Genomic DNA, 25,721 nt, shown 5'->3' with positions numbered 1-25,721 from the left:
ATGAAAAACTAATTTCGCTAAATGAAAATGTTTGGACAATCGCGGACAAGGGAGTCAGCGTTATGAGCCGGTCTCGTTCACGCACGGCGACGACAGACGCTCCTCGAAGGCCCGAAGACCAGCGTCTGAAGGCGTGGCCGACGCTCGCCTATGGTGTTCAGCATGTACTGACGATGTACGGCGGAATCATCGCGCCGCCCCTCGTGATCGGGCAAGCCGCTGGTCTCTCGACGGCAGAGGTCGGTCTGCTCATCACCTGTTGCCTGTTCATCGGCGGTCTCGCCACGATCCTGCAGACCATCGGTCTGCCGTTCTTCGGGTCGCAGCTTCCGCTCGTGCAGGGGGTGTCATTCTCGGGTGTCGCGACGATGATGGCGATCCTCGACGGCGGGGGAGGGCTCCCGCGAGTCTTCGGCGCAGTGATCGCCTCGTCTGTCATCGGCCTCGTTCTTGCGCCGTTCTTCGCAATGATCGTCAGGTTCTTCCCTCCGGTCGTCACCGGCGTCGTCATCACGGCTATCGGCCTCTCGCTTCTTCCCGTCGCCGGTGGATGGGCGATGGGAGCCGACGCGACGGCGAGTGACTACGGTTCCCTGCCCAACATCGGACTTGCGGCGCTGTCGCTAGCCCTCATCGTGCTTCTGTCCAAGTTCGGGCCTCCCGCAATCTCTCGGCTGTCCATTCTTCTCTCTCTGGCGCTGTCAACCGTCATCGCCGCTCTGCTCGGCATGGCCGATTTCTCTGACGTGCTCACGGGGCCGATCTTCGCCGTGCCGACGCCGTTCGCCTTCGGACTTCCGACGTTCGACATCGCGGCGATCATCTCCATGCTCATCGTGATCCTCGTCACCTTCACCGAGACGACAGCCGACATCCTCGCGGTCGGCGAGGTCGTCAAGACGAAGGTGAGCCAGAAGCGGATTGCTGCCGGGCTGCGCGCCGATATGATCTCGAGCGCCGTCTCGCCTGTGTTCAACTCGTTTACGCAGAGCGCGTTCGCGCAGAATGTCGGGCTTGTGGCGATCACGAAGGTGTCGAGCCGCTTCGTCGTGGCTGCCGGCGGCATCGTGCTCGTGGTGCTCGGCGTGCTGCCCGTGCTCGGCCGCGTCGTCGCCGCGATTCCCACGCCCGTGCTCGGCGGTGTCGGTATCGCCCTCTTCGGCACGGTCGCCGCGAGCGGCATCAACACGTTGTCGAAGGTCGACTACAAGAACAACCTCAATCTGATCATCGTGGGCATCTCGCTGTCATTCGGCATGCTTCCGCTCGTGCAGCCCGGAATCTACGCGGATTTCCCGAGCTGGTTCCAGGTGATCTTCCAGTCGGGAATCTCGTCGGCGACCGTGATGGCTGTGCTGCTCAACGTCGTGTTCAATCACATCGGCCGGAGATCGACGAGCGAGGGGAGTGTCTTTGCGTCCGCGCCTGCTCGTCGCGTGCCCGAAGAGTTGCTTGAGGCGCTCGAAGACGGTGATCATGTTGTCGATGGCCGCCTGCTCGACACGCAGGGCATCGAAGTGCAGACGGTGAGGGCGCTCGATGACGAGGATGAACGCTCCTAGCGCGACCCGCTGGGCACTCAACCGCCGATGTACGACATCTCGATCTTGCGCCGAGTGCCGGGGGTCAGGTTTGAACGCTGCTCCGAGTAGTTGTCGGCACGGTTCGACCAGATGCCCCGCAATGCTCCGTCGAGCTCGTCATCGGTGCAGTGCGCACGCAGAAGCGCCCTGAGGTCGTAGCCGGCGTCCGCGAACAGGCACGTGAAAAGCTGCCCCTCCGTCGAGATGCGCGCCCGCGTGCACGTCGAGCAGAACGCCTTCGTCACCGATGCGATCACGCCGATCTCACCGATGCCGTCGCGGTATCCCCATCGTGATGCCGTCTCCCCTGAGGCGCTGGGGTCAAGCGGTTCGAGAGGCATCTCAGCGGAGATGCGCGTGATGATCTCATCGGCGGTCACGACGTCGTCGAGCCTCCACCCGTTTGTCGAGCCGACGTCCATGTACTCGATGAAGCGCAGCACATACGGCGTGTTCTTGAAGTACCGGGCCATCGGCACGATGTCGTGGTCGTTGAGGCCCTTCTTCACGACCATGTTCACCTTGATCGGACCGAGGCCGGCCTGATGCGCAGCCTCAAGGCCGTCGAGAACGCGCGCGAGTGGAAACGCCACATCGTTCATGCTCTGGAACGTCTGCTCGTCAAGGGAGTCGATCGACACCGTCACGCGGTCGAGGCCAGCAGCCTTCAGGGCCTCTGCTTTGACGGCGAGTGCCGATCCGTTCGTCGTGAGCGCGATATCGAGCGGTGCGCCCTGCGGTGTCCTGATCTCGGCGAGCATCGCAATGAGCGTCTCGATTCCTCGTCGCAGCAGCGGCTCGCCACCCGTGAGGCGGATCTTCTGCACTCCTCCGCGCGCAGCCGCGCGCGCGAGGCGCGCGATCTCCTCGAACGTGAGTAGCTCGTCTCGCTCGAGAAACGCGTAGTCCCGGCCAAAGATCTCTTTCGGCATGCAGTACACGCAGCGGAAGTTGCAGCGGTCGGTCACCGAAATGCGCAGATCGCGAAGGTGACGGCCGCGCCGGTCAACCTCGAATTGAGGTCCGGATGCTGGCGCCCGAAGCGCCGGCATCGGCAGAGACACGGGCGTGGAACGCGCGCCAGATCGCGCCTCGTCAGGCACGGTCCTCTTCGTCACGGTCACCTCCGGTGTGGCTCCCACAGTAACACCGCGGATCATTCTTAATTCCACTATTCAAAAATAAACTTTCAAAAGTATCGACAGGGGGCTTGTGTTCCTGCTAGATTCGATCGCGACCGCAGCACGCTCGTCGATGATGATTACCGTGACAAATGCGATTCAACACAATTCACTGTTCCGGTCGATGTTGAGCCATTTTCACACCCGCGTCGTCCGGTTTCCCTATCAGGAAGGTGACGGACGACGATGACCGTTCAAACCACGACGCGCGCCGACGAGAAGTACCTCGCTCGCGCCATCGACATTGCCACTGAGAATGTTCGCACGCAGGGCGGGCCTTTCGGCGCCCTCGTCGTCACGGCTGACGGCCAGGAGTTCGAGGGCGTCAATCGCGTGACAGCGAATCTCGATCCGACAGCGCACGCCGAGGTATCGGCGATCAGAGCGGCCTGCACCGGAACGGGAACATTCGACCTCAGCGGAGCTGTGCTGTACACGAGCTGCGAGCCGTGCCCCATGTGCCTGGCCTCGGCGCTCTGGGCACGTCTCGATCGCATTGTCTTTGCGGCGAATCGCGACGATGCGGCGGCAGCCGGATTCGACGACGCCACGTTCTACCGCTTCTTCGACGACCCCTCCGTGCGACAGGGCATGCTCCCCGTCTCGGTGATCGCGCTCGAAGACGCGATCAGGACCGCGCCCTTCATCGAGTGGGGCAATACGACGTCGCGCATCGAGTACTGAGGAGAAGCACATGACTCAGACACGATCAACGACCCGTGCACACGGCGACGGTTCGAACCCGACGCCGCGCTCGCCGCTCGACCGCTTCTTTCAGATCACCGAGCGCGGTTCGACTCTTGCCCGCGAGGTGCGCGGCGGAATCGTCACGTTCGTCACGATGGCCTACATCGTCATTCTCAACCCCCTGATTCTGGGCGGGCAGTCGGCTGACGCGGCGGCAACCGATGTCGCGGGCGGGTGGCTTCCCGCCGCTCAGGTCGGGGCCGTCACGGGTCTCACGGCTGGGGTGATCACCCTGCTCTTCGGCGTCGTCGCAAATCTTCCGTTCGGCCTCGCAGCAGGTCTCGGGATCAATTCGTTCCTCGCCGTCTCCGTCATCCACGACGTGACGTGGCCGGAGGCTATGGGCCTGGTCATTCTCAACGGCATTGTGATCGTCATCCTCGGAGCCACGGGAGCACGAACGGCGATCTTCCATGCCATCCCGAAAGAGCTCAAGGCGGCGATCACGGTCGGCATCGGCCTGTTCATCGCCTTCATCGGGTTCATCGACTCGGGGTTCGTCACGGCGGGAAACGGCGTCCCCGTGCAGCTCGGCGAGGGCGGAAGCCTCACGACGGTGCCCACCGCGATCTTCGTGATTGCGCTGCTGCTCATCGGCATCCTTGTTGCCCGAAAGGTCCCCGGCGGCATCCTCATCGGCATGATCGTCTCCACTGTGCTGGCGATCATCGCTCAGGCGATCTTCACCATCCAGCCGGGCGCCGAGGGCGGATGGCATCTCAACGTTCCGGCCCTGCCGAGCCAGATCGTGTCGATTCCGGACTTCTCGCTCGTCGGCAACTTCGACCTCTTCGGCTCATTCGGCCGCATCGGCGCTCTCGCGGCCACGATGCTCGTGTTCACCCTCGTGTTCACGAACTTCTTCGACGCGATGGGCGCAATGAGCGGCCTCGCCAAGCAAGCGGGCCTCGCGCACAAGGACGGCACGTTCCCGCGTCTTCGCGCGGCATTCATCGTCGAGGGCACGGGTGCGATCGCCGGCGGCATGGTTTCGGGCTCATCGAACACCGTGTTCGTCGATTCGGCGGCGGGCGTCGGCGAGGGCGCGCGCACGGGGAAGTGCGCGTAAACCGCCAATACGTTCTGGTTCCGGATAACGTGGACGGCTTATTGGGAGACGCAGCGTCTGAAGCCGGTCTTAAGCGGATAGGCGATGGGCTGTATTCTGATACCGAATTCGAGCACCGGCGATCGGATCTTAACTACGCGGTACGTGGGAAAGGGGACATCCGAGCCGTTTCAGCAGCATCAGCAGAGACAGATTTTTCGTTCCACCTCTCAGCTTCGCCCGAATTCTCATGACCTCATTCAGACCTCAGAGGCGAGTGGGATCCGTCGGCGTGTCGTGCGCGTTCGTGCTCCTCGCCGTAGTCGGCTGCAGTTTCGCCACGGACCCGGAGATCGCTGATCGGCTCGGGTCAGCAGCTGAATCTCTCGACTATCGATGCGTCGACACGGTGCCATCCAGCGAGGCTGTCGTCGAGTTGAGGACGTGTGCGGCGAGCGACGACCGGATGGTGTACATCGTAAAGCTCGCCGCCGACGAACCCATTCGCGATCAGCAGCTTACCGTCGTGCCGATCGGCACCTCGATCGTGCGCCAGTCCGGTGCATGGGCCGTCGTCGGCACAGCCAAGAGCGATGTCGAAACAGTGGCCGAGTCACTTCCGTGACGAGGCACTCGGCCACCCAGGGTCGCTACCTGCTCGGCGGGTAGGCACTAACGTCACTGAGAAGACCGGCTGCGACGCTCACGGCGATCGCAGCCGGTTCTTTTGCTCGGATGCTGTCGATGCCGATCGGCGTCTGAATGCGCGCGATCTCGTCGGCTGAGTGGCCTGCCTCGGCGAGCTTCATGCGAAAGCGCGCCCACTTGGCGCTCGAGCCGATCAATCCGATCGAGGCGATGCCCGGTGTGCGGAGCGCGAGATCGCACAGCGCCAGATCCTCCGCATGATCGTGCGTCATGATCAGCACATGCGTGTTCTCGGGCACCGTGCGCAGAACCGACTCGGGAACAACGGCATGGTGTGCAGTGATCGACGCTGGGCCGTCGTCGAGCACCGCGAGACGCTCTGCCGCGACAGCATCCTCTCGAGAGTCGACGAGCGCGAGACTCACGTCGTGGCGTGACAAAATGCGCGCAAGCTCATAGCCGACGTGGCCCATGCCGAAGATCGCGATCGACTGTCCAGCGCGCATGGGTTCGAGCAGCATGGTGACCTCGCCTCCGCAACATTGAACGCCGTACTCGGCGGGAGCTTTGTCGCTCAGGTTGAGCGTCATGAGCTCGGGGACTGCTGCATCCGATTCCAACATCGCACGAGCGCGATCGATCGCGGTGGCCTCGAGATTGCCCCCGCCGATCGTGCCCCACGACTCGCCGCGCGACACGACCATCTTGGCGCCCCCGTCGCGCGGGGAATGACCGCGAACCGTCGCGAGCGTCACGATAACGTGACCCTCGCGGCGGTCGCGCAGGGTCTGCGCGACCCTGAGCCAGTCCATCAGGACCTCGCGAGACTCGGTTCGGCGGCGGCAGCGTCTGCGGTCGGGGCGTCGACATGCACGTCGGTGTTCTGCAACGCAGCACGCTGCAGCGCCCAGAACACGTTCTCGGGCGTCGCCGGGGAGGCGAGATCGCACGGTGTGTCCGCTGGACCGAAGGCGGCAGCGGCCTGCCGCAGCGCCTCCCGCGCGCTGAACGCGAGCATGAGGGGCGGTTCGCCGACGGCTTTGGAACCGTAGACGACGCCGTCTTCGTGCGCGCGCTCGTAGAGCGACACGTTGAATTCCTCGGGCATCTCCGAGAAGCTCGGCAGCTTGTATGTGCTCGCCGCCTGCGTCAGCAGCCGACCGCGGTTGGGGCCGTCTGAGGCGTCCCAGCGCAGATCCTCGAGTGTGAGCCAGCCCATTCCCTGCACGAAGCCGCCCTCGACCTGCCCGATGTCGATGATCGGGGAGAGCGAGTCGCCGACGTCGTGAACGATGTCGACGCGACGGATGCGGTACGCACCGGTGAATCCATCGACCTCGACCTCCGTCGCCGCGGCACCGTACGCGAAGTACTTGAACGGCGAGCCGAACCACGCTTCGGCGTCCCAGTGCAGCCCCTCAGTGCGGTAATACCCGGATGCTGACAGCTGAACGCGCTGCAGGTAGGCTTCTTGCGCCACCTCGTCGAACGTGAGTGTCGCGTGCTGGCCGAGTGCCGTGACGGTCCCGTGCGAGAATCGCACATCGCTGGGGTTGGCGCGCAGCATTGTCGCCGCGACTCCCGCCATGCGCTCGCGGATCTGCTCGCACGCGTTCTTCACGGCACCGCCGTTGAGGTCGGCTCCCGTGCTCGCGGCCGTCGCCGAGGTGTTGGGCACCTTGTCTGTTCGCGTCGGAGCAAGCCGCACGGCAGAGCGCGGCACGCCGAGAGCCGTTGCCGCAACCTGAATCATCTTCGTGTGCAGGCCCTGGCCCATCTCGGTTCCGCCGTGATTGATGAGCACCGAGCCGTCTTTGTACACGAGCACGAGCGCGCCGGCCTGGTTGAACGCCGCAACGTTGAACGAGATGCCGAACTTGATCGGTGTGATCGCGAGGGCGCGCTTGGCATTCTCGTGCGCGGTGTTGAACGCGGCGATGTCGGCGCTGCGCTCGGCGAAGCCTGACGTCCCGATGACCTGGTCCCAGATCTCGTGCATGCGCTCAGGGTGACGCACGGGCTGCCCGTACGGCGTTGTCTGCCCGGCGACGTAGAAGTTGCGGCGACGCAGCTCGGCCGGGTCGATGCCGAGCTCCGGCGCGCAGCGCCCCATGATGTCCTCGATGACGAAGACGCCCTGAGGGCCGCCGAAGCCGCGGAATGCCGTCTGCGACGTCTTGTTCGTCTTCGAGATGCGCCCGAGCGCCTCCATGTCGGGAATCCAGTACGCGTTGTCGAGGTGACACAGCGCGCGGCCGAGCACCGCCTCCGAGAGGTCGAGGCTCCAGCCGCCGTCTGCCGTGAGCGTGGCCTTGAGCGCGAGGATCTTTCCCTCGTCAGAGAAGCCGGCCTTCCAGCTCACGTGGAACCCGTGGCGCTTTCCGGTGATGGTGATGTCTTGCGTGCGGTTGAGCCGCAGTCGCACAGGGCGGCCCGTGAGCGATGTGCCGATTGCGGCAATCGCGGCGAGGCCGTGCGGCTGCATCTCCTTGCCGCCGAATCCTCCGCCCATGCGAATGCACTGAACCGCGACTTCGTTGTTCGTCAGGCCGAGAACGTGCGCGACGATCTCTTGCGTTTCAGACGGATGCTGCGTGCCAGCCTGCACGTAGAGAGTGCCGCCCTCGTCGTAGTACGCGAGCGACGCCATCGTCTCAAGGTAGAAGTGCTCCTGCCCCGGAAACTCGGTAACGCCCTCGAAGACGCGAGGCGCTGTTGCGAGGGCAGCATCGGCATCGCCGCGCTTCGTGAGTCGCTGCGGTCCCTGAAAGGACTCTGCCTCGATTGCCTCCCGAATCGTGACGAGAGAGGGGAGTGGTTCATAGTCCACCTCGACGGCGGCAGCTCCCAGCCGCGCGGCCTCCGGCGTCTCGCCGAGCACCCAGCACACGGCATGGCCGTAGTACATGACCTCGGTGGGAAAGAGAGGCTCGTCACCCTTGACCCCCGCATCGTTGATGCCGGGCACGTCGTCCGCGGTCAGGACGCGAACGACGCCGGGCACCGCGAGTGCCCTCTCGACGCGCATGTCCGTCACGAGCGCGTGAGCGTGCGGCGCCTGTACAGGCCATGCGGTGAGCGCATCACCGCGCACGGCGATGTCGTCAGTGTAGAGCGCGGCTCCCGTGACGTGGCCGACGGCGCTCTCGTGCGGCTCCCGGACTCCGACGACCGGGTTCTCTGGACGTTCCGACAGGGCGCTCATGCTCCCACCTCCTCGCGTTCCGCAGTCTGGGCAAAGAACTTCAGCACCGCTTGCGAGAGCATGATGCTGCGGTACTCGCTGCTCGCGCGGTGGTCGCTCATGGGCGTTCCCTCGCTCGCAAGGGATGCTGCAGCATCCCGAGCCGTCTCGGCCGTCCACGGCCGGCCCTCGAGGAGCGCTTCGGTCTTCAGTCCGCGGATCGGCGTGGCGGCCACACCGCCAAGCCCGATGCGTGCCCGCGCGATGACGCCGTTGTCGACATCGACGGCGAACGCGACAGCGACGCTCGAGATGTCGTCGAAACGACGCTTGGCGATCTTGTGGAACGCCGTCTCGCGGGCGAGGGGCAGCGGAATGCGAATGGCGCGGATGAGCTCCCCGTCGTCGCGCACGGTCTGCCGGTAGCCCGTGAAGTACTCGGCGAGGGGCACCTCGCGCTCGCCGCGGGCCGACGCCAGCACGACACTCGCGTCGAGTGCGAGAAGGGCGGGAGGCATGTCTCCGATGGGGGAGCCGGTGCCGACGTTGCCTCCGATGGTCGCGCGATTGCGGATCAGCCGAGAGGCGAACTGCGGGAACACCTGCTCGAGCAGCGGAACCCGCCCTCCGAGGTAGCGCTCGGCCTCCGAGAGCGTCACGGCGGCACCGATCTCGACGGCGACATCGTCCATGGTGAGCGTGCGAAGCTCTGGCAGCCTGTCGATCGCGACAACAAGCGGAACGCGCGTTCCCTTGATGTTGACGTCGACGCCCCAATCCGTCGAGCCCGAGACGACCACGGCATTCGGCTCCTGAGCGAGAAGTGCGAGAGCATCGGTGAGTCCCGTCGGTCGCACGAAGCGACCGTCTTCTGCGACGTAGTCCGTCGCGGCGGGCTCGGGCGCTGGGGTGGCGCGTCGCGCCGCAAGTGCATCGTCGGCGTCCGGAGAGCCGAGCCCGTACGCCGCATCCCGAATCGGGCGATAGCCGGTGCAGCGGCACAGGTTGCCACTCAGCGCGTGCAGGTCGAAGCCGTTCGCGCCGTGCTCGCCGTCTGCCGGGTGCTCGCACGGAGTGCGGTCGGCACGGTAGTACTCGGCGGCCATGCTGCACGCGAAACCGGGCGTGCAATAGCCGCATTGAGAGCCCCCGGCCTCCGCGAGCTTCTCTTGAACCGGGTGCAGGTCGCCGTCCGTCGCGAGTCCCTCAGACGTCACGATCTCCTGCCCGTCGAGTGACGCCGCGGGGATCAGGCACGAGTTGACGCTCGTCCAGGTGCTGCCGCCGTTCCCATCGGGCTGGGCGACCATGACGGCGCACGCGCCGCACTCGCCTTCGGCGCAGCCTTCTTTGCTTCCGGTCAGCCGGTTGGATCGAAGCCAGTCCAGGGCATTCTCATGCGCTCGAAGACCAGCGAGAGCCCGGCGTTCTCCATTGACGGTCACATCCATGTGTCACGCTCCATGTCGTGAGAGGCCGCGTTCACCCCGAACCCTCGTACCTCTTCATACTTGGGAATACGCGCCTGCTGACGCCGCCCTGCGCTGCGGTGAGCAGCGTGTCGTGAATTCTACCGCGCCATGCGACGGGAATCCAGTTGTTTTGGAATCGCTTTTCCGTATCTCGGATTATTGGTCGAGCTGCGTTTCACGTCGCTATCGGCGGATGCTGAACCACCCGCGCTGGGACCCCTCCGGGATGAAGAAGTCCGGGTCGATCTCGTTCCACGGCGGAGCGCCGTTGTTGTCGGGGCTGTCGGTCGCGTTTGTCGCCTCATCGTCGAGTGTCGGCATTCGCTCCTCCATTTCGTGATATGAAAACGAACTCTCTCTATACGAAAAGATTACGAGAAGGATGCTGCGCGGTCAAGGAGTGCCGGCCGTGATTTGTCTTTGCCGTCACCGTCACGTAGGCTTGCTCGTACCGAAGACCGTTGGTCTGTGGTGCGCAGAAGTGTGCACGCACGAAGGTTCTCTTCTCGAGAACGGCCCGCGCAGGTGGAATCGAAGTTTACGCAGATCATCTCTGCACCAGCTCCGCGCCTCCTGTGCCGGAGCTTTTTTCATGAGCGGGCCGCCACGGTATGAGGGGCGCGTCGCCTCCGCGACGCGCGAACGCATACATAAGGAGTGGCCATGGCGAACAAGGAAGCCGCGGTTGCCGAGCTCACGGACAAGTTCCAGAACTCGACCGCCGTTCTGCTGACCGAGTACCGCGGCCTCACTGTGGGACAGCTCAAGGAGCTGCGCAAGTCCATCAGTGCGGACGCAACCTACGCCGTGGTGAAGAACACGCTGACCAAGATCGCTGCGGACAACGCGGGCATGTCGTCGCTCAAGGACGACCTGACCGGACCGTCGGCAATCGCCTTCGTGCACGGTGACCCTGTCTCCGTCGCCAAGGGTCTGCGCGCCTTCGCCAAGGCAAACCCTCTCCTGGTGATCAAGGGTGGTTACTTCGACGGTAACCCGCTGACCGCCGAAGAGGTAGGCAAGCTCGCCGACCTCGAGTCCCGCGAAGTCATGCTGGCCAAGCTCGCCGGCGCCTTCAAGGCCTCGCTGTTCGGAGCCGCATATCTGTTCAACGCACCGCTGTCGAAGGCCGTTCGCACGGTCGACGCGCTGCGTGAAAAGCAGGAGTCCGCTGCGTAAGGCTCGTGCCTTTCACAAGCGGTGAGTAAACGATTCAACAAGGAGAAAACAATGGCAAAGCTGTCAACTGAGGAGCTCATCGAGGCCTTCAAGGAGCTCTCGCTCATCGAGCTCAACGAGTTCGTCAAGGTCTTCGAGGAGACCTTCGAGGTCACCGCTGCCGCTCCGGTCGCCGTCGCCGCTGGCGCTCCGGCTGCCGGTGGTGCTGGTGCCGCCGAGGAGGCTGCTGAAGAGCAGACCGAGTTCGACGTCATCCTCGAGGGTGCTGGCGACAAGAAGATCCAGGTCATCAAGGTCGTCCGCGAGCTCACCTCGCTCGGCCTCGGCGACGCCAAGGGCCTCGTCGACGGTGCACCCAAGCCCGTTCTCGAGGGTGCCAACAAGGAGACCGCTGACAAGGCGAAGGCTGCTCTCGAAGAGGCCGGCGCAACTGTCACGCTCAAGTAATCACGTCCCGCCACGGGAATATCGTGAGGTCAGAAGGCCCTGCTCCAGCGGAGCAGGGCCTTCTGCCGTATCCGACACGTTGCTATATAGATAGGCTATGTATATAATGGGAAGCATGACCGATGATCCTCGTCCCACGGAGGGTTGCGAAGCGGAGACGCTCATCGGCGAACTCGTCGCGTCGGCGCACCGGTTGACTCGGCTCGCCGCGCAAGCGCTCGTCGATCCGCAGAACCCGGCCGTCTGGCGCACGGTCGCGGCACTCCAGGCACTGGGACCGACCCGGCTGGGGGAGCTCGCTCGCCAGTCGCGGGTTACTCAGCCGACGATGACGAAGATCGTGCAGCATCTCGTCGAATTGGGGTGGGTCACACGCATCACCGATCCCGACGATGCGCGTGCGCAGCTGCTCGAGGTGACCGAGAGCGGTACAGACGCGCTCGCCGAGTGGCGAACGGCACTCGCTCGTTCGCTTGCCCCGTACTTCGAGGGGCTGAGCGACGACGACGTGCGCGTCATCGAACGCACGCTCGAGATCGTGAACGAGCGCACATCGGTCGAAGGCAACGTACGACAACAATAAGGAGATTCTCTTCCCGTGACAGCATCCTCTGACGGCGGAATGCGCAGTTTTCTCACGCAGCCCAAATCTGTATGGGCCGTGGCCTTCGCCGCGGTCATCGCGTTCATGGGGATCGGTCTTGTCGATCCGATCCTTCCGAGCATCGCTGCTGACCTCCACGCGACGCCGACAGAGACGGAGATGCTGTTCACGAGCTACCTTGCCGTGACGGGCGTCGCCATGTTCTTCACGAGCTGGCTGTCGAGCCGGATCGGCGCGAAGCGGACACTGATGTTCGGCCTCGTGCTCATCGTCGCTTTCGCGCTCTTCGCCGCGCTGTCGAACAACGTCGAAGCCGTCATCGGCTTCCGCGCGGGGTGGGGGCTCGGAAACGCCCTGTTCATCTCAACCGCGCTCGCCACGATCGTCGGTGCTGCCACGGGCGGTTCCGGTGCGGCGATCATCCTGTATGAGGCGGCACTCGGCCTTGGCATCGCCGTGGGCCCTCTGCTGGGCGGTCTTCTCGGCCACATCAGCTGGCGCGGCCCCTTCTTCGGGACCGCCGCACTCATGGCCGTCGGCTTCATCGCAATCGTCACGCTGCTGAAGACCGACTCGAGCGCGAACGCGCGCGTGGAGCCTGTCGCCCTCTCTGCGCCGTTCACGGCGCTGCGGCGACCTGCACTCGGCCTGCTCGCCGTCGCTGCGCTCTTCTACAACATGGCTTTCTTCGTGCTTCTCGCGTACTCGCCGTTTCCCCTCGGCCTGCCCGCAATGGGACTCGGGCTCACCTTCTTCGGCTGGGGAGTCGGGCTTGCGATCACAAGCGTCTTTCTCGCTCCGCTTCTCACGGCGCGCATGCACCGCACGACCGTGCTGCGCTGGGCGCTCGCTCTGCTGACACTCACCTTGATCGCGGCGGGACTCGTCATTGAGAGCGTTCCAGGGCTGATTGCGTGCATCGTGTTCGGCGGCCTCGTGCTCGGCGTGCTCAACACCGTGTTGACAGAGTCCGTCATGGAGGCGACTGACCTTCCCCGGTCGGTCGCGTCATCTGCCTACTCGGGCGTGCGTTTTGTCGGAGGCGCTATCGCACCGACGGCTGCGACAATGCTCGCCGATTCCTTCGGAGCGCCGGTTCCGTACTTCGCTGCTGCGGGAGCCGCGCTGATCTCGTTCCTCGTCGTGCTCATCGGGCACCGCGTGTTGCGCCGCGTGAACACGTCGATCGAGAGCGAGCTTGACGAAGCGGCGGCGATTGCCGCGGGAGACGCCTCCTAAACGCCTCAGCTGCTGCGAAGAGCGCTCGTGGAGTTGCGCACCTTGAGTCGGGTCGGGTGGTAGACGACACCCTCGTCCGGCTCCACGCCGCGGTCGACCGCGTCAAGCAGAGTGTTCACGATCTGCATCCCCTGCTCGTGCGGTGACTGTTCGAACGTCGTGAGCGAGAACATCGGCGCGCACTCGTGGCCGTCGATTCCGATCACACTCAACTGTCCGGGCACGTCGATTCCGAGTCGGCGAGCGGCGATGATGGCACCGATCGCGAGCTCGTCGCACGCCGCGAAGATCGCCGTCGGCCGATCTCTCGCGTCGGTGAGCACTTCGACAGCAGCTTCGTATCCGTCTGGAATGCTCATATCCGCGTCGAGTACGCGACCAGTCGGCAGGCCGGCGGCTTGCATGGCCTGTTCGTAGCCCTGGCGGCGTTTCCGTGGCACCGAGAAGTCCGAGCGTGGACCGGAGTCTCCGCCGAGGTGCACGATGGATGTATGGCCGAGCCCGATCAGATGCTCCGTGGCGAGGCGCGCGACGGCAACGTCGTCGATGGCGACCGAGGCGATGCCGGGAACATGGCCGCCAATTCCGACGACAGGTCGTCCGAGCCCGCGCAAGTGCGCGATATCAGAGTCGACGGGTTCGACAGCGACGGCGATGACTCCGTCAAATCGCTTTCGTGCGAGAAAGTAGTCGAAGACGTCGTCGCTGCGCTCGCTGGGATGCACGTTGTAGAGCGTCATGTCATAGCCGTGCGCTCTCAACTGAGATTCGATGCCCTCGAGCACTTCGCCGAAGAACCAGCGTGAGATGAAGGGGATCATGACGCCGACCGTCTTGGTGCGGCCCGTGACGAGGCTTGCTGCGTTGGGTGAGGCGACGTAGCCGAGCTTCTCGGCAGCACTGCTCACTTTACGTCGGGTCGCCTCGGAAACATATCCGCCGCCCGACAGCGCTCTGCTCGCCGTCGACTTCGAGACGCCCGCGAGCTTTGCGACATCGGCGAGAGCGCTCATGAGGACTCCATCGGCGGCGGACATCTGGTTGGTGGATGCCGCGATCAACACACGCGCGGCTCGCACTGAGGTGACAGTACCGCAGTTTCGAGAGATGTGGAACCGGTTCCAACGACTCGCAAGAGCGTGAGAGCGCTTCCATTCGGTCCGACGGCGGGCAAGAGGGGATATCCATTTGTGATCTTCGTCTCTTGTGCGACTGCTGGTCGACAAGTAGGTTGGCAACTGGAACCGGTTCCTGACGGTTTCTCGGGAAACTACCCGCCCTGCATCACTCGACGAGGAGGACAACGATGAGGTTTACACAGCGCGGCAGGCGCATTCTCATCCCATTAGCATTCGCCGGCGTCGCCGGCTTGGCGCTCACAGGGTGCACCGGAGACATTGCGGCACAAGACAAGGAAGATATCGACTGTTCGCCGTACGAGGAGTACGGAACATTCGAGAACGAATCGGTGTCGATCGCCGGCACGATCGTCGACACCGAGGCCGACCTCATGACCCAGACGTGGCAGGACTTCGCCGCCTGCACCGGAATTGAGGTCAACTACCAGGGCTCGCAGGAGTTCGAGACGCAGATCGCGGTTCAGGCGAAGGCCGGGAATGCGCCGGACATCGGCATCGTGCCGCAGCCGGGACTGTTCAACACCCTTGCCGAGGGCGGTTACCTCAAGCCGGCATCGCAGGCTGTCGAAGACCACGTCGACGAGTTCTGGTCTGAGGACTGGAAGACGTACGGCACGTATGACGGCGAGTTCTACGCTGCCCCCCTCATGGCGAGCGTCAAGGGATACATCTGGTACTCGCCGAGCGAGTTCGAGGAAAAGGGCTACGAGATTCCGAAGACGCTCGACGAGCTCATGGAGCTGAGCGAGACCATCGCCGCCGAGGGCGACCACAAGCCGTGGTGCGCGGGCATGGAGTCGGGTGAGGCGAGTGGCTGGCCCGGAACCGACTGGATCGAGGACTTCGTGCTTCGCCAGGCCGGACCTGACGTGTACGACCAGTGGGTCGCTCACGAGATCCCGTTCAACGACCCCGCGATCGTGAAGGCGTTCGACTCGGCCGCAGAGTACCTCAAGAACCCTGACATGGTGAACGGCGGCCTCGGCGACGTTTCGACGATCATCTCGACCGCGTTCGGCGATGCTGGTCTGCCGATTCTCGACGGAGAGTGCTCGCTGCACCACCAGGCATCGTTCTATGAGGGCTTCTGGCCTGAGGGTACGACCGTCGCACCCGATGGCGACGTGTATGCGTTCCTCATGCCTCCGGTGTCCGCCGACGCCGGACAGGCCGTCACCGGCGGTGGGGAGCTTGTCGTCGCGTTCACGGAGAGCGACGCGGTCGAAGCTGTGCGCGCATACCTCTCGAGCGACACCTGGGCAAACAAGCGTGTCTCGCTCGGCGGTGTGATCAGCGCGAACTCGGGGCTCGACCCGGAGAACGCGGGAAGCGACATTTTGAAGGACAGCGTCGAGATTCTGCAGAACCCTGACACCGTGTTCCGCTTCGATGGCTCTGACCTCATGCCGAGCGCCGTCGGCGCTTCGTCGTTCTGGACGGGCATCATCGAGTGGCTCAACGGCAAGAGCTCGCAAGACGTTGCCGACACCATCGAGTCCAGCTGGCCTAGCAGCTGACGTTCGATGAACGCAGGTGGGGCCGCCGCGTCGGCCCCACCTCGCATCTCCTCCCTTCAACGAAAGGCGTCACACCATGACGACTGCTGATCTCATCGGAAAGATCATTCAGCTGGTCGGCGGCCTGGCGATCTTTGCGGCAGTAATCGGGGTGCTCCTTCTTCTGCTCGGCAGAGCTCCGAGGCGCGGCCGGAACATCTGGCAGATCCTCGGCTTCCTTGCTCCCGCGATGATTCTGCTTACGCTCGGCCTCATCTACCCTGCGATCCGTACGACGCTGCTGTCGTTCACCGATCGCAACGGAGAATGGAACGGCATCGAGAACTTCGTCTGGATGTTCACCCAGCCCACGATCCTCCAGACTCTGCTCAACACCGTTCTCTGGGTCATCCTCGTGCCGACCGTCTCGACGATCGTCGGTCTCGCGTACGCGGTGTTTATCGACAAATCCCGCGGTGAAAAGATCTACAAGGCCCTCGTCTTCATGCCCATGGCGATCTCATTCGTCGGAGCGAGCGTCATCTGGAAGTTCGTCTACGACTACCGCGCGGGCGATCGTGACCAGATCGGACTTCTCAACCAGATCGTCGTGTGGTTCGGCGGAGAGCCCGTTCAATGGCTGCAGTCGAGCCCGATCAATACGTTCCTCCTCATCATCGTGATGATCTGGATCCAGACCGGGTTCGCCATGGTCGTGCTCTCGGCCGCGATCAAGGCGATTCCCGCCGATCAGCTCGAGGCTGCAGAACTCGACGGAACAAACGCGTGGCAGCGTTTTCGGAACGTCACGCTTCCCGGCATCCGAGGCTCGCTTGTCGTCGTCGTGACGACCATTACGATCGCGACCCTCAAGGTGTTCGACATCGTGCGCACCATGACGGCGGGCAACTTCGGCTCGAGCGTCATCGCGAACGAGATGTATACGCAGGCATTCCGTGCGAACGAGCCGGGGCGCGGATCGGCGCTCGCGCTCGTTCTGTTCGTCATGGTGCTCCCGATCGTTGTCTACAACGTCAGAGTGCTCAGGCAGCAGAGGGAGATCCGATGAGCGAGACACCCATGAGCACCGCGGTCGTGACGACGGCGGATGGCGGAAAGAAGGCACGCAAAGAGCGGTTCGATCAAGGGTCGAGCAAGCGCGTGAAGCGCCGGCTGACCTCGCGTACCGCCTCTGTCGTCGCGTTGATCATCGCGGTCGTCTGGACGATTCCCACATTCGGACTGTTCGTCTCATCGTTCCGCCCGCCGGAGTTGCTGCAGTCCACCGGCTGGTGGACGATCTTTCAGAACCCCGGCTTCACACTCGAGAACTACCAGGAGGTGCTGCTCTCAGCATCCGCCTCGTCTCCGCAGCTGGGCGCGTACTTCGCCAACTCGCTCGCCATCGCGATCCCCGGCACGATCTTTCCGATCATTCTCGGGGCCATGGCAGCATACGTGTTTGCGTGGATTCGCTTTCGAGGGTCGAACTGGCTGTTCATCTTCGTGTTCGCGCTGCAGATCGTTCCGCTGCAGATGGCGCTGCTTCCTCTGCTGCAGCTGACCGTTCAGCTGCTCAAGCCGATTCAGGGAGTGATCCACGACATCATTCCGATGATCCCCGAGCAGAGCTACTTGTCGATCTGGGTTGCGCACACCATTTTCGGGCTGCCGCTCGTGATCTTCTTGCTGCACAACTTCATCTCGGAGATCCCGAGCGACGTGATCGAAGCTGCGCGCGTTGATGGTGCGAACCACGCGCAGATCTTCTTCAGGATCGTGATTCCGCTTGCGATGCCGGCTCTCGCGTCTGTGGCGATCTTCCAGTTCCTCTGGGTATGGAACGACCTGCTCGTCGCCCTGATCTTCTCGGGCGGAACACAAGACGTCGCACCGCTCACGCAGAGGCTGGCGGAGCTGACCGGAACACGCGGCCAGGACTGGCAGCGACTCACAGCATCCGCATTCGTCTCGCTGATTGTGCCGCTCATCGTGTTCTTCAGCCTGCAGCGGTACTTCGTGCGAGGTCTGCTCGCGGGTTCGACGAAGGGCTGACGGGCGTTCGCCGACAGCGTCGCACGCGCACCCATGCTCATACCCTCACCTGCATAAGGTGAGGGTATGAGCATGCGCGGCGGTCGATCGGTCGGCGGTGCCGCTCGCGCCGATGCCGAGGCGCTCAAGAAGCAGAACGCCAGCGCCCCGCGCATTCCTCACCTGTTCCGGCGCGTCCTCGCGCTCTTTCGGCCGCACAAGATCGCGATCTCGTTCACGGTGGCCGTCGTGCTGGTCACGGCTGCCATCTCGGTGATTCCGCCCCTACTGGTCGAGAGCGCCTTCGACGTCGGGCTTTTTCCGCCTGAAGGACCGCCCAACCTCGAGGCGCTGGGCGTGATCGTCGGGGCGATGGTCGGGCTCTACGTGGTCTTGGCCGCGCTCGGCGTCTGGCAGGCGTATCTCACAGCAACCGTGGGAAACAGCGTCATGGGCGCCCTGCGCGTACAGCTGTTTCAACGGCTGCAGGCCATGGAACTCAGCTTCTTCACCCGCACGAAGACGGGCGTGATTCAATCGCGGCTACAGAACGACGTCGGCGGTGTCGCCAACGCGCTGACGAACACGGTGTCGAGCGTGCTCGGCAACACGGTGAACGTCATCGCCGCATTCGTCGCGATGGTGCTGATCAGCTGGCAGCTCACGGTCGTCGCGATCGTGCTCATGCCCCTTCTCGTGATCGTGCAGCGCCGCGTCGGACAGGTTCGCGCACGCATCGCGGGCCAGGCGCAGGAGTCGCTCTCGGACATGTCGGCGATCACGCAAGAGACTCTGAGCGTCTCGGGGATGCTGCTGTCGAAGAGCTTCAATCGCCAGCAGGCAGAGATCGAGCGCTACAGCGACGCCAACCGCACGCAAATCGGTCTGCAGGTGCGACAGGCGATGAGCGGGCAGGGGTTCTTCGCGCTCGTGAACATCTTCATGTCGTCGATTCCCGCCGTCGTCTACCTCTGCGCCGGACTGCTCATCACCGGACGTCTCGGAGATATCACGGCCGGTGCGATCGTTGCGTTCACGACGGTGCAGTCGCGCTTGCTGTTTCCGCTCACGAGCCTCATGCGCGTCGCCCTCGACCTGCAGACCTCTGGGGCGCTGTTTGCGCGCATCTTCGAGTACCTCGACCTGAAGCCGGCGATCACCGAGAGTCCCCGGGCGATCGACGTCGCCGAGGCGCCCGGTCCGCTCGGTCGCGTGCGCTTCGAGCACGTCAGCTTTCGATACCCGGATGCTGCAGAGGAGTCGCGCCCCACGCTCGACGACGTGTCATTCACCATCGATCCGGGCGAGTTCGCCGCATTCGTCGGCCCCTCTGGCGCGGGCAAGACGACGATCTCGTATCTGACGGCACGCCTCTACGACGCGACGGGCGGCACCGTGGAATTCGCGGGAAGCGACGTGCGCGCGCTGACGCAGGGCTCTGTGATCGACAACATCGGCATCGTCAGTCAAGAGACGTATCTCTTTCACGCGACGATTGCCGAGAACCTGCGCTACGCCAAGCCGGAGGCGACGGATGCTGAGATCGAAGTCGCCGCGCGAGCCGCGAACATCCACGACACGATTGCGGCGTTCCCCGAGGGTTATGAGACGACCGTGGGGGAGCGCGGCTACCGATTGTCTGGTGGCGAGAAGCAGCGCCTCGCCATCGCGCGCGTCCTGCTCAAAGACCCCGCCGTGATGCTGCTCGATGAGGCGACGAGCGCCCTCGACTCCCTCTCGGAGCGCGTCGTGCAGCGTGCGCTCGACACGGCGTCACAGGGGCGCACGACGATCGCCATCGCTCATCGTCTGTCGACGATCGTCGGCGCTGACCGCATCCTTGTTGTCGATGGGGGCACCATTGTGGAGCAGGGAACCCATGAGCAGCTGCTCGCTGCGGGCGGCGTGTATGCCCGCATGTACCGCGAGCAGACGAGCGGCCACAGCGCGCCGTAGCATCCGTCATACTCGGCCGCCGTCGAGCGCCGCCGTATTAGGCTCGACGTGACGCCAGAAGCGACCGACGACGGAACGGACACCCACGTGAAGTACGCCTCCTCCATCACCGATCTGATCGGCGATACGCCGCTCGTCAAGCTCAACCACGTGACCGCCGGTATCGCGGCGAACGTGCTCGTGAAGCTCGAGTACCTCAACCCGGGAGGCTCCTCGAAAGACCGCATCGCCGAGCGCATCATCGACGCTGCAGAAGAGGCGGGCGATCTGAAGCCGGGCGGAACGATCGTCGAGCCGACATCGGGAAACACCGGCGTCGGGCTTGCGCTCATCGCGCAGCAGCGGGGCTATCGGTGCATCTTCGTTCTTCCCGACAAGGTAGGTGAAGACAAGCGCAACGTGCTCACGGCTTACGGCGCAGAGATCGTCGTCACGCCCACATCAGTCGCGCCAGACGACCCCGAGTCGTACTACTCGGTGTCGGATCGTCTCGCCCGCGAGATTCCCGGCGCGTTCAAGCCCAATCAGTACTTCAATCAGAACGGTCCGCGCAGCCACTACGAAACGACGGGACCCGAGATCTGGCGCGACACCGAGGGGAGCATCACGCACTTTGTCGCGGGCGTCGGAACCGGCGGCACCATCACGGGCACCGGGAGGTACCTGCGCGAGGTTTCGAACGGCTCGGTGCGCATCGTCGGCTCTGACCCGGTGGGCTCGGTGTACTCGGGCGGCTCCGGTCGGCCCTACCTCGTCGAGGGAGTGGGCGAGGACTTCTGGCCGGGCGCATACGACCCGAGCGTTGTCGACGAGGTCATCGCCGTGTCCGACGCCGAGTCGTTCGACATGACGCGGCGGCTCGCTCGCGAAGAGGGACTGCTCGTGGGCGGCTCGAGCGGAATGGCCGTCGTGACGGCGCTCAAGGCCGCGAAGGACCTGCCAGAGGATGCTGTCGTCGTCGTGCTTCTTCCCGATGGCGGCCGCGGCTACCTCGGCAAGATCTTCAACGATGGCTGGATGAGCAGCCACGGGTTCATCGACGGCGCGGGGCAGGACGAGGCGTCGGTCGCCGACGTGCTCGACGTCGTCGATCGCAATCTGCTTGCGCACGTGCGCGCGACAGACACCGTGGGTGACGCGATCACTACGCTGCGCACGCAGGGCGTACCCGGGCTGCCCGTGCTCGCGGCGGAACCGCCCGTCGTCATGGGCGAGGTCGCCGGCGCCGTGAGCGAGCGGATGCTGGTGGAGAAACTCGCGTCGGGCGAGGTCGCGCCGAATGACGCCGTCACGGCCGCTCTCGGCGACCCGCTGCCGCTCGTCGGCTACCGCGAGTCCGTCGCGACAGCGCGCGAGCGCCTCGCGGCATCCGATGTTCTTCTCGTCGCGCGCGACGGCAACCCCGTGGCCGTGCTCACCCGCACCGACCTTCTCACCCACGCCACTCGCTGAACGATCGACCGATGCTGCCGCGCGACGCAGCGTCACGAAAGGAAGCAATGTCTCAGTCTTCAGGTTTCTCCACGCGCGCCGTTCACGCCGGCCAGACGCCCGACCAGTCGACCGGAGCGGTGATTCCGCCGATCCACGTCACGTCCACGCACATGCAAGACGGCATCGGCGGTCTGCGCAACGGGTACGAGTACGGGCGCGCGGGAAACCCGACGCGCACGGCGCTTGAGCAGCAGCTCGCGGCACTCGAGGGCGCCTCGCACGCGATCTCGTTCTCGTCGGGCCTCGCCGCAGAAGATGCTCTGCTGCGAGGCGTGCTGCGGCCCGGCGACCACGTCGTGATCGGCAACGACGTGTACGGCGGCACATATCGTCTGCTTGCGAAGATCTTCGAGGCCTGGGGCGTCGCCCACACGGTGGTGGACCTCGGCAACCTGCGCGACGTGCAGGGCGCTCTGCGCGACGAGACGAAGGTGCTGTGGGTTGAGACGCCGTCGAACCCGCTGATGAAGATCACCGACATCGCGGAACTCGCCGAGGTGGGGCACGCGGCCGGACTCGTCGTCGTTGTGGACAACACGTTTGCCACGCCCGCTCTGCAGCAGCCGCTCGCGCTTGGCGCCGACGTTGTCGTGCACTCGACGACAAAGTACCTGGGCGGCCACTCCGACGTGATCGGCGGAGCCCTCGTGCTCAACGATGACGAGCTGCACGAGAAGGTGCGCTTCATGCAGTTCGCCGCGGGCGCCGTGTCTGGTCCGTTCGACGCGTACCTCACGTCGCGCAGCATCAAGACGCTCGACGTGCGCATGGAGCGGCATTCGGCGAACGCGCAGAAGATCGCGGAGTTTCTCGAGGGTCGCGCGGGCGTCGAGCGCGTGTACTACCCCGGGCTCGAGTCCCACCCGGGGCACGCGCTTGCCGCGTCGCAGATGTCGAGATTCGGCGGGATGCTCTCGGTCGCTCTCACCGGTGGCGAGAAGGCGGCGCGGCGCTTCGCCGAGCGGCTCACGGTCTTTACGCTCGCAGAATCGCTGGGCGGCGTCGAGTCGCTCGTCAACTACCCGAGCGAGATGACGCACGCCTCCGTGAAGGGCACGGCGCTCGCCGTTCCCGAGAACGTTGTGCGGCTCTCGGTGGGCATCGAAGACGTCGACGACCTGTTGGCCGACGTCGACGCAGCGCTGTCGCGTACGGCCAAGAAGCGCTGACGGGAGCCGTTGCCGCAAACTGCTGCGACGCGGCAGTTACGCGGGCGGGGGAGCGACGTCCGGCCACCGCCGGGGACCGGCGCCCGCCTCTCCAAGGGCGTCGTCGGGGTTCTGCAGTGCGCAGTTCTTGAGGCTCAGGCAGCCGCAGCCGATACAGCCGTCGAGGTCGTTGCGCAGATGCTGCAGCGCGGCGATGCGGTCGTCGAGCTGCCGTCGCCACCCGGCAGACAAGCGTGCCCAATCGCGCTTCGTCGGGGTTCTGCCGTCGGGCAGCGAGTCGAGCGCGGCCCTGATATCGGCGAGCGACATGCCCACGCGCTGCGACGTGCGAATGAACGCCACGCGCCGCAGCGTATCTCGCCGATAGCGGCGCTGATTTCCGCTCGTGCGCTCGGCGGTGATGAGCCCGTTGCGTTCGTAGAAATGCAGAGCGGATGCTGTGACGCCGCTGCGCTTCGACAGCTCGCCGATCGTCAGATCGTGGTGTTTTCCTCCCGGAATCTGCGGCATACGCAGCATCCTCCCTCACCCTCTTGACCTCAACCATAGTTGAGGTTCTAGGTTTGTGGTTGTGTCAGACGAGGGAATCAGCGCCGAGAGTCGCGAAGCGACCGGGATCCTGAAAAGAAGATATCGCTGGGTGACGACGGGAACGGTCGCGCTCGTCTTCTTCTCGGCGTTCGAATCCCTCGCGGTCACAACCGTCATGCCCGTCGTGAGCGCAGACCTCGACGGCGAAGCGCTCTATGCGCTCGCATTCGCAGGTCCGCTCGCGACGGGCATCGGAGGCATGGTCGCGGCGGGGACCTGGGCCGACAGGCGCGGGCCGGTGCCGCCGCTCTACACAGCGGTCGCGGCGTTCGTCGTCGGGCTGCTGGTCGCCGGACTCGCCGAAACGATGGAGATCTTCGTTGCAGGCCGGCTGCTGCAGGGCTTCGGGGGCGGCGGCCTCACGGTTGCGCTGTACGTCGTTGTCGCCCGCGTGTTTCCGGGCGACCTGCATCCCAAGGTCTTCGCCGCGTTCGCTGCGGCCTGGGTCGTGCCGTCGATCGTCGGGCCGTTCATCGCCGGCCTCGTTGCCGAGACCCTCAGCTGGCACTGGGTCTGTCTCGGCGTCGTCGCGCTCGTCGCCATTGCGCTCGCCATGATCGTTCCCGCGTTGCGCTCGCTCGAGCGCCCGACCGCAGACGCCGTGCCGTTTCCCGGCGCGCGGGTGATGTTTGCGGCTGTTGCCGCGCTCGGCGTTCTCGGGCTGAGCCTGCTCGGCAGGGCGCCCGGAGGCGGCTGGCTGCTCGCCGTCGCCTTCGGCGTTGTCGCGCTGGCCGCCGCCTCTCGTCTGATGCCGCGCGGTGTGCTGCGCAGCTCGCGAGGGCTTCCCGCGGTGATCGCCCTGCGCGGACTCGTGTCGGCGGCGTTCATCGGCGCCGAGGTGTATGTTCCGTACCTGCTGACGCGCGAGTACCACTTCAGTCCGAGCATCGCTGGGCTCGCGCTCACGCTCGCGGCACTGAGCTGGTCGGGCGCGTCTGCCGTGCAGGGGCGGCTGGGGCACCGCGTCGCGAGCGTCGTGTTCGTGCGCGTCGGCGCGCTGCTCGTCGTCGCATCGACGGCATCCGCGTGCCTGACGGCTGCGCTGCACCTCTCCCCTGTCGTGCTCATCGTCGGCTGGGGCGTGGCCGGTGCGGGCATGGGGCTGGTGTACCCGCGCACGTCGATCATGATGCTCGAGTACTCGACCGAGCGCGAGCAGGGGTTCAACAGCTCCGCGCTGTCGATCGCCGACTCCCTCGGCGGCTCGCTCGCGCTCGCGGTCACGGGGATCGTCTTCGCGTCAATCGGCTCAGGCCAGGGGGCGTTTGCTGCGGTCTTCGCGCTCACGGTGCTGCTCGCCGCGGCGGCGTCCGGTGCGGCGCCTCGCGTCGCAGCATCTGCCCCCTCGGGTCAGCTCACGCGTGACGTCCACTGACGAGCCGACCTGACGAGGTCGCGGGGCTCGTCGGCGTGCAGGCGCAGGTGCGTGACACGCTCCGTCCGCCGGGCGACACCGATGTCGGTGGGCTCACGCAGTGTGATGGTGACGGTCGTCTGGCTCGCGTGGGTCAGGCAGAGTGCCCTCGTGTCGGCATGCTCGTGCACCTGAACGTGCCGGCTCTTCTCGTATGAACGCTGCTCGAGGGTGACGGACTCGACAGCGCTCCAGGGAACATCGACGCGCGCGTTGAACCCGTTTCTGATGTGGATGCCGGCGTCGTCGAGCGTATGCGGGTAGACAGTCATGGCGGCGCCGAGCCCGAACATCCACACGAGCCCCCAGATGCCGACGATGAGAAATCCGATCTGCACGGGCGGCCACGGAGTCAGCAGCAGATGTGCGACGGGCACTTCGATCGCCGAAGCGACGATGAATCCGATCAGTGCAGGCATCACTGAGGCGACATAGGCGAAGGGGATGCTGGTCGGCGTGCGTGTCGGCTGCCTGCGGATGAGCCAGAAGAACAGGCTCTGGTAGATGCGCAATTCATAGAGCACTGCGAAACGGATGCCGCGCCAGGTGTTGTGCAGGAGGTGCGTCATTGTGAGGCCTCGTGTTGGGCGATGAGTTGGGCGAGCGTTGCCGTGACCGTGGCGACGTCGGCAGAGAAGCGCTCGCGGCGGTCGGGGGAGAGGTCGCGCAGCAGGTCGTCGGCGAGCTGCTCATGGTCTGCCTGCATGCGGGTCATGGTGTCGTGGCCGTGCGTCGTCAGGGTGACCAGCACAGCGCGGCGGTCGTCGGGGTGCGGCTCGCGCGTGACGAAGCCGGTCTCGACGAGCGCGTCGACGAGCCCGGTGATGTTGCGCGGCGACACGGTCATGCTCTCGGCGAGCTGTCTCTGCGTCTGCGGGCCGTTGAGCTGCAGCAGCCAGAGCAGGTGTGTGCGTGACGGAGACAGGCCCAGCTCTCGATCACTGCGCTCCATGTCGCTGCTGAACAGGGTCACGAGAGCGAGAACCTGGTCGAGAATCGCGGTTGGCGGAGTGCTGATCATATCGATACCTTACCTCATAGTGAACATGGTTCACTAATGCGACAGGATGCTCTCGCGGCGCTGTGCCGATGTGAC

Annotated in this window: 23 protein-coding genes and 1 pseudogene; 15 read left to right on the top strand and 9 right to left on the bottom strand. The window is 64.8% G+C overall.

Annotated features, from left to right (window positions below; translation table 11 throughout):
* Nucleotides 1–62 precede the first annotated feature (62 nt).
* Complete coding sequence (locus ATJ78_RS00285; protein WP_098405782.1) at nucleotides 63–1,562, top strand: nucleobase:cation symporter-2 family protein; 1,500 nt, start codon at nucleotides 63–65, stop codon at nucleotides 1,560–1,562.
* Between the two features lie 17 nt (nucleotides 1,563–1,579).
* Here the strand turns inward: ATJ78_RS00285 and moaA are convergent, their stop codons facing one another.
* Complete coding sequence (gene moaA, locus ATJ78_RS00280) at nucleotides 1,580–2,701, bottom strand: GTP 3',8-cyclase MoaA (protein ID WP_098409109.1); 1,122 nt, start codon at nucleotides 2,699–2,701, stop codon at nucleotides 1,580–1,582.
* Nucleotides 2,702–2,950: 249 nt separating this feature from the next.
* Between moaA and ATJ78_RS00275 the strand changes: the two genes are divergently transcribed.
* The 3 genes and pseudogenes from ATJ78_RS00275 to ATJ78_RS15825 all read left to right on the top strand — a co-directional run bounded on the left by ATJ78_RS00275 (nucleotide 2,951) and on the right by ATJ78_RS15825 (nucleotide 5,184).
* Nucleotides 2,951–3,448 carry a nucleoside deaminase gene (locus ATJ78_RS00275; protein ID WP_098405781.1) on the top strand — a complete coding sequence of 166 codons (498 nt, stop codon included), beginning with the start codon at nucleotides 2,951–2,953 and terminating at the stop codon, nucleotides 3,446–3,448.
* 10 nt (nucleotides 3,449–3,458) lie between these two features.
* A pseudogene (locus ATJ78_RS00270) lies at nucleotides 3,459–4,568 on the top strand (NCS2 family permease); the annotation flags it as partial.
* 457 nt (nucleotides 4,569–5,025) lie between these two features.
* Nucleotides 5,026–5,184, top strand: coding sequence for a hypothetical protein (locus ATJ78_RS15825; RefSeq protein ID WP_156088580.1), 159 nt, complete (start codon nucleotides 5,026–5,028; stop codon nucleotides 5,182–5,184).
* A 25-nt stretch (nucleotides 5,185–5,209) separates the two neighbouring features.
* On the opposite strand, the gene xdhC is transcribed toward ATJ78_RS15825, so the two are convergent.
* The 4 genes from xdhC to ATJ78_RS15820 all read right to left on the bottom strand — a co-directional run bounded on the left by xdhC (nucleotide 5,210) and on the right by ATJ78_RS15820 (nucleotide 10,184).
* Nucleotides 5,210–6,019 carry a xanthine dehydrogenase accessory protein XdhC gene (gene xdhC / locus ATJ78_RS00260; RefSeq protein WP_098405778.1) on the bottom strand — a complete coding sequence of 270 codons (810 nt, stop codon included), beginning with the start codon at nucleotides 6,017–6,019 and terminating at the stop codon, nucleotides 5,210–5,212.
* Nucleotides 6,019–8,412, bottom strand: coding sequence for a xanthine dehydrogenase molybdopterin binding subunit (xdhB, locus tag ATJ78_RS00255; protein WP_098405777.1), 2,394 nt, complete (start codon nucleotides 8,410–8,412; stop codon nucleotides 6,019–6,021). Before xdhB ends, xdhC begins: the two co-directional genes overlap by 1 nt.
* On the bottom strand, nucleotides 8,409–9,842 hold the full coding sequence (locus tag ATJ78_RS00250) for a xanthine dehydrogenase small subunit (RefSeq protein ID WP_098405776.1): 1,434 nt from the start codon (nucleotides 9,840–9,842) through the stop codon (nucleotides 8,409–8,411). The genes xdhB and ATJ78_RS00250 overlap by 4 nt, the downstream gene beginning before the upstream one ends.
* Before the next feature lie 204 nt (nucleotides 9,843–10,046).
* The gene (locus ATJ78_RS15820; protein ID WP_156088579.1) at nucleotides 10,047–10,184 is read right to left on the bottom strand and encodes a hypothetical protein; all 138 of its coding nucleotides are present in this window, start codon (nucleotides 10,182–10,184) and stop codon (nucleotides 10,047–10,049) included.
* A 342-nt stretch (nucleotides 10,185–10,526) separates the two neighbouring features.
* On the opposite strand from ATJ78_RS15820, the gene rplJ reads away from it, so the two are divergent.
* The 4 genes from rplJ (at nucleotide 10,527) to ATJ78_RS00230 (ending at nucleotide 13,332) form a co-directional block, all read left to right on the top strand.
* Nucleotides 10,527–11,042, top strand: a complete 516-nt coding sequence (rplJ, locus tag ATJ78_RS00245; protein ID WP_098405775.1) for a 50S ribosomal protein L10 — start codon at nucleotides 10,527–10,529, stop codon at nucleotides 11,040–11,042.
* Between the two features lie 51 nt (nucleotides 11,043–11,093).
* On the top strand, nucleotides 11,094–11,489 hold the full coding sequence (rplL, locus tag ATJ78_RS00240; protein WP_098405774.1) for a 50S ribosomal protein L7/L12: 396 nt from the start codon (nucleotides 11,094–11,096) through the stop codon (nucleotides 11,487–11,489).
* A gap of 115 nt (nucleotides 11,490–11,604) precedes the next feature.
* Nucleotides 11,605–12,072, top strand: a complete 468-nt coding sequence (locus ATJ78_RS00235; RefSeq protein WP_098409108.1) for a MarR family winged helix-turn-helix transcriptional regulator — start codon at nucleotides 11,605–11,607, stop codon at nucleotides 12,070–12,072.
* A 39-nt stretch (nucleotides 12,073–12,111) separates the two neighbouring features.
* Nucleotides 12,112–13,332 carry an MFS transporter gene (locus ATJ78_RS00230; RefSeq protein WP_098409107.1) on the top strand — a complete coding sequence of 407 codons (1,221 nt, stop codon included), beginning with the start codon at nucleotides 12,112–12,114 and terminating at the stop codon, nucleotides 13,330–13,332.
* Nucleotides 13,333–13,337: 5 nt separating this feature from the next.
* Here the strand turns inward: ATJ78_RS00230 and ATJ78_RS00225 are convergent, their stop codons facing one another.
* Nucleotides 13,338–14,411 (bottom strand): LacI family DNA-binding transcriptional regulator, encoded by a 1,074-nt coding sequence (locus ATJ78_RS00225; protein ID WP_245836146.1) that lies wholly within the window; start codon nucleotides 14,409–14,411, stop codon nucleotides 13,338–13,340.
* 227 nt (nucleotides 14,412–14,638) lie between these two features.
* Between ATJ78_RS00225 and ATJ78_RS00220 the strand changes: the two genes are divergently transcribed.
* The 6 genes from ATJ78_RS00220 to ATJ78_RS00195 all read left to right on the top strand — a co-directional run bounded on the left by ATJ78_RS00220 (nucleotide 14,639) and on the right by ATJ78_RS00195 (nucleotide 22,620).
* Nucleotides 14,639–15,988, top strand: coding sequence for an ABC transporter substrate-binding protein (locus ATJ78_RS00220; RefSeq protein WP_098405773.1), 1,350 nt, complete (start codon nucleotides 14,639–14,641; stop codon nucleotides 15,986–15,988).
* 76 nt (nucleotides 15,989–16,064) lie between these two features.
* Complete coding sequence (locus tag ATJ78_RS00215) at nucleotides 16,065–17,036, top strand: carbohydrate ABC transporter permease (RefSeq protein WP_098405772.1); 972 nt, start codon at nucleotides 16,065–16,067, stop codon at nucleotides 17,034–17,036.
* Nucleotides 17,033–18,022, top strand: coding sequence for a carbohydrate ABC transporter permease (locus ATJ78_RS00210; RefSeq protein ID WP_245836145.1), 990 nt, complete (start codon nucleotides 17,033–17,035; stop codon nucleotides 18,020–18,022). The genes ATJ78_RS00215 and ATJ78_RS00210 overlap by 4 nt, the downstream gene beginning before the upstream one ends.
* A 66-nt stretch (nucleotides 18,023–18,088) precedes the next feature.
* Nucleotides 18,089–19,957 (top strand): ABC transporter ATP-binding protein, encoded by a 1,869-nt coding sequence (locus ATJ78_RS00205; RefSeq protein ID WP_098405771.1) that lies wholly within the window; start codon nucleotides 18,089–18,091, stop codon nucleotides 19,955–19,957.
* A gap of 87 nt (nucleotides 19,958–20,044) precedes the next feature.
* Nucleotides 20,045–21,409, top strand: coding sequence for a cystathionine beta-synthase (locus ATJ78_RS00200; protein WP_098409104.1), 1,365 nt, complete (start codon nucleotides 20,045–20,047; stop codon nucleotides 21,407–21,409).
* Nucleotides 21,410–21,456: 47 nt separating this feature from the next.
* On the top strand, nucleotides 21,457–22,620 hold the full coding sequence (locus ATJ78_RS00195) for a cystathionine gamma-synthase (RefSeq protein ID WP_098409103.1): 1,164 nt from the start codon (nucleotides 21,457–21,459) through the stop codon (nucleotides 22,618–22,620).
* A 36-nt stretch (nucleotides 22,621–22,656) separates the two neighbouring features.
* Here ATJ78_RS00195 and soxR read toward each other — a convergent pair whose 3' ends face one another.
* A complete protein-coding gene (gene soxR, locus ATJ78_RS00190; RefSeq protein WP_434061477.1) occupies nucleotides 22,657–23,139 on the bottom strand; it encodes a redox-sensitive transcriptional activator SoxR in 483 nt (160 codons plus the stop codon).
* Nucleotides 23,140–23,191: 52 nt separating this feature from the next.
* Here soxR and ATJ78_RS00185 point away from each other — a divergent pair, with 52 nt between their 5' ends.
* Nucleotides 23,192–24,586, top strand: a complete 1,395-nt coding sequence (locus ATJ78_RS00185) for an MFS transporter (protein WP_245836144.1) — start codon at nucleotides 23,192–23,194, stop codon at nucleotides 24,584–24,586.
* Here ATJ78_RS00185 and ATJ78_RS00180 read toward each other — a convergent pair.
* On the bottom strand, nucleotides 24,562–25,194 hold the full coding sequence (locus tag ATJ78_RS00180) for a hypothetical protein (protein ID WP_098405769.1): 633 nt from the start codon (nucleotides 25,192–25,194) through the stop codon (nucleotides 24,562–24,564). The two genes, ATJ78_RS00185 and ATJ78_RS00180, sit on opposite strands and share 25 nt — an antisense overlap.
* The gene (locus ATJ78_RS00175; RefSeq protein ID WP_169923342.1) at nucleotides 25,191–25,646 is read right to left on the bottom strand and encodes a MarR family winged helix-turn-helix transcriptional regulator; all 456 of its coding nucleotides are present in this window, start codon (nucleotides 25,644–25,646) and stop codon (nucleotides 25,191–25,193) included. The genes ATJ78_RS00180 and ATJ78_RS00175 overlap by 4 nt, the downstream gene beginning before the upstream one ends.
* Nucleotides 25,647–25,721: the final 75 nt, after the last annotated feature.

Origin of the sequence: Paramicrobacterium agarici (assembly GCF_002563955.1) — a bacterium.
Lineage (GTDB): Bacteria > Actinomycetota > Actinomycetes > Actinomycetales > Microbacteriaceae > Paramicrobacterium > Paramicrobacterium agarici.
Note: the sequence above shows the minus strand (reverse complement) of the source record. Positions and strands in the feature narration are given on the sequence as shown.